5 protein-coding genes and 1 pseudogene are annotated in these 5,942 nt (G+C 71.4%); 2 read left to right on the top strand and 4 right to left on the bottom strand.

Features of this window, described 5'->3' with window-relative positions; genetic code table 11:
• Nucleotides 1–456: pseudogene (locus tag QR77_RS48155) on the top strand (hypothetical protein); the annotation flags it as partial.
• Here the strand turns inward: QR77_RS48155 and QR77_RS02575 are convergent.
• The 4 genes from QR77_RS02575 to QR77_RS02560 form a co-directional block, all read right to left on the bottom strand.
• Entirely contained in the window at nucleotides 414–2,837 is a 2,424-nt protein-coding gene (locus tag QR77_RS02575; protein ID WP_040019457.1) for a right-handed parallel beta-helix repeat-containing protein, read from the bottom strand. The pseudogene QR77_RS48155 and the gene QR77_RS02575 sit on opposite strands and share 43 nt — an antisense overlap.
• A gap of 153 nt (nucleotides 2,838–2,990) precedes the next feature.
• The gene (locus QR77_RS02570) at nucleotides 2,991–3,599 is read right to left on the bottom strand and encodes a hypothetical protein (protein WP_040019456.1); all 609 of its coding nucleotides are present in this window, start codon (nucleotides 3,597–3,599) and stop codon (nucleotides 2,991–2,993) included.
• Nucleotides 3,600–3,765: 166 nt separating this feature from the next.
• On the bottom strand, nucleotides 3,766–4,632 hold the full coding sequence (locus QR77_RS02565) for an MOSC N-terminal beta barrel domain-containing protein (RefSeq protein WP_040019455.1): 867 nt from the start codon (nucleotides 4,630–4,632) through the stop codon (nucleotides 3,766–3,768).
• Nucleotides 4,633–4,681: 49 nt separating this feature from the next.
• The gene (locus QR77_RS02560) at nucleotides 4,682–5,161 is read right to left on the bottom strand and encodes a DUF6643 family protein (RefSeq protein ID WP_040019454.1); all 480 of its coding nucleotides are present in this window, start codon (nucleotides 5,159–5,161) and stop codon (nucleotides 4,682–4,684) included.
• Between the two features lie 252 nt (nucleotides 5,162–5,413).
• Here QR77_RS02560 and QR77_RS02555 point away from each other — a divergent pair.
• Nucleotides 5,414–5,942 (top strand): TerD family protein (locus QR77_RS02555; protein WP_236710509.1); only part of this gene is annotated, 529 nt, incomplete at its 3' end.

Raw genomic sequence — 5,942 nt, 5'->3', positions numbered from 1 at the left:
TTCGGCGCCGGGCAGCTCAAGGACCTCAACACCGAACTGCACTGCTGGCGCAATCTGTGGCGCGCCACCGACCCGATCGGCGGCCCCGTCCGGGTCAGCGCCGACGGCGAGCGGCCCGAGGTGGACCGGGGACCGCTCAAGGACCCGCTGGGCTACGGGCGCACGGTCGGCCACCCGCTCCCCTGCCCGATACTCGGTCACGCCGGATACCAGGCCGATCCGGCCTTCGCCGAGGAACGTGCCGTGCTCATCGACCGGCTGCCGCCCGCCCTGCCCCGGCAGCGCGACGAGCAGGCGGCCGATCTCCCCGACAGCAACGGCGGCAACGGCAGCCCCGGCGGTCACCACAGCCCCGGCGGTCACCACAGCTACGACGGTCGCGGCAGTCGCGACAGCTCCGACAGCCGGGTGGGCTACGACAGTTCGGGAGGCAGCTCGGGCAGATCGGCCGAGTAGAGCAGGGTCAGATCGTCCGTGCTGCTCTGCGGCAACTGGGCGACCCGGCCCGCGTGATGCTCCACCATCGACTCGAACGTCTGGCGCGCGGTACGGCCGTTGCCGAAGCCCGGCCCCTTCGGCAGCGCGGTGAAGTACTTCAGCAGCGCCTCGGGCGTCCCGCTGCCGAGCCGGTACTCGTGCTCCTCGGCCTGCTGCTCCACGATCCGCAGCAGCTCGTCGGCCTCGTAGTCGTCGAAGGTGATGGTGCGTGAGAAGCGGGAGGCCACACCGGGGTTCACGGACAGGAAGCGGCGCATCTCGTCGGTGTACCCGGCGACGATCACCACCACCGCCTCCCGGTGGTCCTCCATGAGCTTGACCAGGGTGTCGATCGCTTCCTTGCCGAAGTCCCGGCCCGAGTCCTCGGGGGACAGGGCGTACGCCTCGTCGATGAACAGCACCCCGCCCCTGGCGCGGTCGAATGCCTCCTGGGTACGGATCGCCGTCGAGCCGATGTGCTCGCCGACCAGGTCCACCCGCGACACCTCGACGAGATGGCCGCGCTCCAGCACCCCGAGCGAGGCCAGGATCTCGCCGTACAGCCGCGCCACGGTCGTCTTGCCCGTACCGGGCGAACCGGTGAAGACCAGATGCCGGCGGACCGAGGCCGCCTTGAGGCCCGCCTCCTTGCGGCGCCGGCCCACCTCGATCATGTCGGTGAGCGCCCGGACCTCGCGCTTGACGCTGTCGAGGCCCACCAGGGCGTCGAGTTCGCCGAGGACGGCCTCCGAGGTACGTACGGGACCCGGGGGCGCCGCGTCGGCCGCCGGGGCCGCCACGGGCTGCTGCGGGATCGGGCCGAGCACGCTGGGGACGGGGGTCTGCTCGGTCGCCGTCAGCACGGCGGGCGCCTCGTACACGGGAGTCCTCACACCGCTCTCGTCGCTGCTGCAGTCCTCCGCGTGCGGCCCGTTCTCCCCGAACTCGTACCCGCCGCGCGCACACCGCTCCGTACGGCACCGCGTCAGCGTCGTACGGCAGCCGTCCATCACATGGAAGCCGTAGCCGCCGCTGCCCGTGACCTTGCAGTTGTGGAAGGTGCCCCGGCCCTCGGCCGAGACATAGAAACCGGCCTCCGCGGGGGAGGTGACCGTGCACCGCTCGATGGTGGGGTCGGCGCCCTTGGTGACGATGACCCCGGTCTGTACGGCGTCCATGGTGCAGGAGTTGAGCGTGCCGCCGCTGCCGTGGTCCCGGAACCACGCCCCGGTGGACGCCTCCCTGATCCGGCAGTCGTCGAGCTGCGCCGTCGCCCCGTCGCTCACCGACACCGCGGTGTTCCGCACCTGCGAGAGATCGCTGTCGACGACATCGGCGCGCGAGCCCCGGTCGAGGACGAAGAGCGCGTCGGGCACGTCGTGGACCCGGCACGAGTCGAGGACGACGGTCGCGCCGTCGCTGACCCAGACCGCCGGGTAGTCGCCGGTGCTGTCATGTATCTCGCACTGGTTGGCGTCGACCCGTGTGCCCGGGTCCCAGACGGAGAGGCCGTTACGGCCGAAGCGGCGAACCGTCGAGCGCGTCAGCGTCAGCACCGAGCGGGACCGCAGGTCGACCGCGTTCTCCGGGATGTCATGGATGTCGCAGTCGGAGAGGGTGAGCACGGCGTCGGTGTCGAGCGTGATCCCGTCCGCCGATGTGCGGTGCACCGAGGAGTCGGTGAGATGGGCCGCGGCGCGCGCCGCGATCTGCACACCGGTGCCCTTGATCTCGTACACCTCGCAGCCCACCGCCTCCAGACCGCTGCCCTCGCCGGTGACCATCAGGCCGGCGCCGGAGGCGTGATGGATCCGGCAGCGCTCAAGCCGCGGGTGCGCGCCGCCGCGTACGGAGATGCCCGACTGGCCTGCGGCGACGATCTCGCACTCCTCGAACACACCGCCGGCGCCGTCTATCACGCCGATGCCGACACCGGCGGGATTGTCGACGGTGCAGCGGCGCACGGTCGGGCGTGCGCTGCCCCGCACCTCTATCCCGGCGGCCGAGCGCGTGACGATCCGCAGATCGAGCAGCTCGGGTGTGCCGTCCTCGACGAGCAGCGCGGGCGCCGCCGAGTCCTGCCCCTCGACATGCAGGTCCTGGACCGTGGCCGAGGCGCGGACGGTCAGCGGCACGCCGTCGGTCGGCGCGATCCGTACCGAGCCGAGCGAGCCCTCGGGCCCGCGCAGCGTGACCGCGCGCGTGACGACGAGATTCTCCCGGTAGGTGCCGGGGGCGATGGTGAGGACGTCGCCTTCGGCGGCGGCCTCCAGGGCTGCGGCGAGGGAGGCGTACTCACCCGTGCGGCGCCGCCAACGCGATGTTCCGGTGTGCGTCACCTGGACCGTGCCCTGTGCCATGGCGCTGTTGTGCCCCCGCCTCGTGCGTGCGCGTGCCGTACGGTCCCGGGCGCCGGCCCCGGACCGCCCGGCCGCAACGGTGGACCGGGCGGCACCACCGTAGCGCGCGCAGCACGCGGGAGTTGACGTCAGTGGCCGGTCCGGTGGCCGGTCCTAGCTGTCTGCGCCGGTACGTCCCCAGTCGGGACCGGTTCTGGCCCAGGCCTGGTCGAGCCGCCGGTGGCGCGCCAGTATCAGGCGCCGGACGAACAACCGCCTGCCGCAGAGCACAAGTGCCGCGGCCAGAGCGGCAGTCACGGATCCTGCCAGGACGGCGTGTATCCGGGCGGTGACCGGGTTCATCGGGGCGGCCACCGGCTCGCCGTTCGCGTCGGTCCAGGCACGGAACGTGGTCCCGGCGCGCGGATCCCGCTCCGGCGCGTGCAGGGTGCCCGTACGCCGACTGCCGTCAGGGGCCTGCCAGATGGCGCTCACCCGGCTGCCCGGGTCGTGCGGCCTGGCGGACTCGGGGTCGTACGCCCTGCGGTGCGAGCCGGGCGGCCGGCCGGTCACCACGGCCGTCGTCAGGTGCCGTTGCTCGTGCTGCGCCCGCATGGTCCCCCGCAGCGAGGAATCGACCACCGCCCCGCCGACGGCCCCCGCGGCCGGTGCGGCGAGGGCGAGCAGCAGCGCCGCAAGCAGCGTGCCCCACGCCTCGACGAGGTCGGTGGCTCTGCGCAGGGGGTTGTGCCGCCAGCGCCAGAGGCCCGTGATCACACTCATCGTTCCACGCCCCCTCTCCGTGTCCGTTCAGGCCCTTATGTCCGGGGGCGGCACGGTTCATGCGCGGGGCGGGCGGAAAGCGACCCAGTTCACTTCGGTGAACGGCCGGGAACAGCCGTACGCGGCCGGGAACAGCCGGCGACAGCCGTACGCGGGGAGGGGCGTGTCAGTCCAGCACGGTCAGGGGATCGCCCACGCGAAGCGTGCCGGCGGATTCGGGGACGAGGAGCTGCCCGAAGATCAGCTTGCCGTCCATGACCCGGTGGCGGCCGAGTGTGCGGAGCGGTTCCTTGCCGCGCTCGGCGGTGTCCTGGTCGGTGGTGGTGACGACACAGCGCCCGCACCCCTTCGCGACCCGCAGGACAACCTCGCCCACCTGGACACGGCGCCAGCCGTCCTCGGCCCAGGGCGCTGTGCCCGCGATGACGAGATTCGGCCGGAACCGGTCCATCGGCAGCGGCCCCTCGTCCGGGTGATCGCCCTGCGCGACAAGCGAGTTGAGCGCGTCGAGCGAGGAGAGCGTGGTGACCAGCAGCGGATATCCGTCCGCGAAGCTGACGGTGTCCCCGGCCCGCGCGTAACGGGGATCGACGGGCCTGCGCTCGGCCGGTCTGTCGAGATGGACGAGTGTGACCTCCGCCCCGAGATACGCGCTCATCCGGGCGTCCGCCCGGCGACCGGCGGGCACGGCCTCGACCTTGGTACCGAAAATGTCCACCACGACGGTCTCCCCGAAGACCCCGCCCCAGGTACCGGCTCCCGCAGCCGGCACCGGTACGGCCACACTCAGCGGCTCATCACCCGGCACACGCAGAATGATCCCGCCGTCCGGCCCCGACACCGCACGGCACAGCGCCAATCGCGGCTGCCGGCGCTGGGTGACCACCTTCCCCGTGTCGTCGATCAGCGTCCAACGCCGGTCCCCGGCAAGGCCCCAGGGCTCCACCACCGCCACATCGGGCGTGGAACCCGCCATCGACTTGACCGGATACACCCGCAGGGCACGCAGAACAGGCTGGAGTGGCTTCGGCATGAATCCATCCTGTCAGGCGGCCTCTTCGACCTCCCTCGTGTCGGTCGTGTCAGTACCCCCGGCTCTGATAGGGCCTGTTGTACGGGTCGTCGTACTGCTGCGCCGGAGGCGCGGGCTGCGGCCGCTGTGCCGCGGCGGGACGCATCGCGTCGTAGCCGTTGCCCTGCACCGGCATGGGCCGCTGGGGCTGCTGCTGGTAGGGCTGCTGATACGGCTGCTGCGGCGCGGGATAACCGCGCGGCGGAGCCTGCTGAGGGATGTACGGTGCGGGCGCGTGCTGCAACGGCATCGGCTGCTGCTGGTAACCGCCGTACGCCGGGGCGGGTGCCGAAGGCGCGGGCGGCAGAGCCGGCATCGACGACGGCAGAGCGGGCAGATAGCTGTTGCCCGTGTCATAGGCGGAAGGCACTCGGATCGGGGCGATCTGAGGCGTGCCCCGCTCCGCGACCAGGGAGTCGTAGATCGGGGTGTCCGGGAACGACGGCGCGGTGTAGTAACCGCCGCCGTAGGTGGCGCGGGGGGAGGTCATGGAACATAAGTTAAGCCCACCATGTGCCGGTTGGGGAGCCCGAATAGAGGGTTGTTTCGGGAGCTGTGGGGGACTTGGGATCCCCAATGCGAGCGAACTTGGCAAAATCGGTCGTCCTGTGCCGTTCGGATCGTGTAAAGGGCAAGCTGAGGGGCGGTTACCGGCGGGTCACGGGGGGTCCGACCGCCGTTCCTGGGATTAGCTTGGCTGGAGGAAAAACTTCAGGCACCCCGACTCGCGATGGGGGCGAGCATGTCCATGCTTAAAGGGGCCAATGTTCCGGTACCGGTACCGGCTGTCCGCGTCGAATTGGGGTGGCGTTCGGGACCGGGAGTACCGGATGTCGATGCCTCCGCGCTGGTGCTCGTGTCGGGAAAGGTGCGTTCGGACGCCGACTTCGTCTTCTACAACCAGCCGGCGCACGCGTCCGGTGCCGTCAGGCACGAGGGCAAAGGCACCGGTGAGGGCGGTGTCACGGACACGCTGGCGGTCGACCTCGCGCGGGTGGAGCCCGCCGTCGAGCGGATCGTGATCGCCGCCTCGGCCGACAACGGCAGCTTCGGCCAGGTGCCGGGGCTGCGCGTACGGGTGCTCGACGCCGCTTCGGGGAGCGAGATCGCGCGGTACGACAGCGGGGACGCGACCGTCGAGACGGCGTTCGTCCTCGGCGAGCTGTACCGCCGTCAGGGAAGCTGGAAGTTCCGGGCCGTCGGTCAGGGGTACGACAGTGGACTCGCCGGTCTGGCAACGGACTTCGGGATCTCCGTCGACGAACCACAGC

It is taken from the genome of Streptomyces sp. 150FB, assembly GCF_000818195.1.
Lineage (GTDB): Bacteria > Actinomycetota > Actinomycetes > Streptomycetales > Streptomycetaceae > Streptomyces.
The sequence above is the reverse complement of the archived record's forward strand: the minus strand, read 5'-3'. Positions and strand labels throughout refer to the sequence as shown.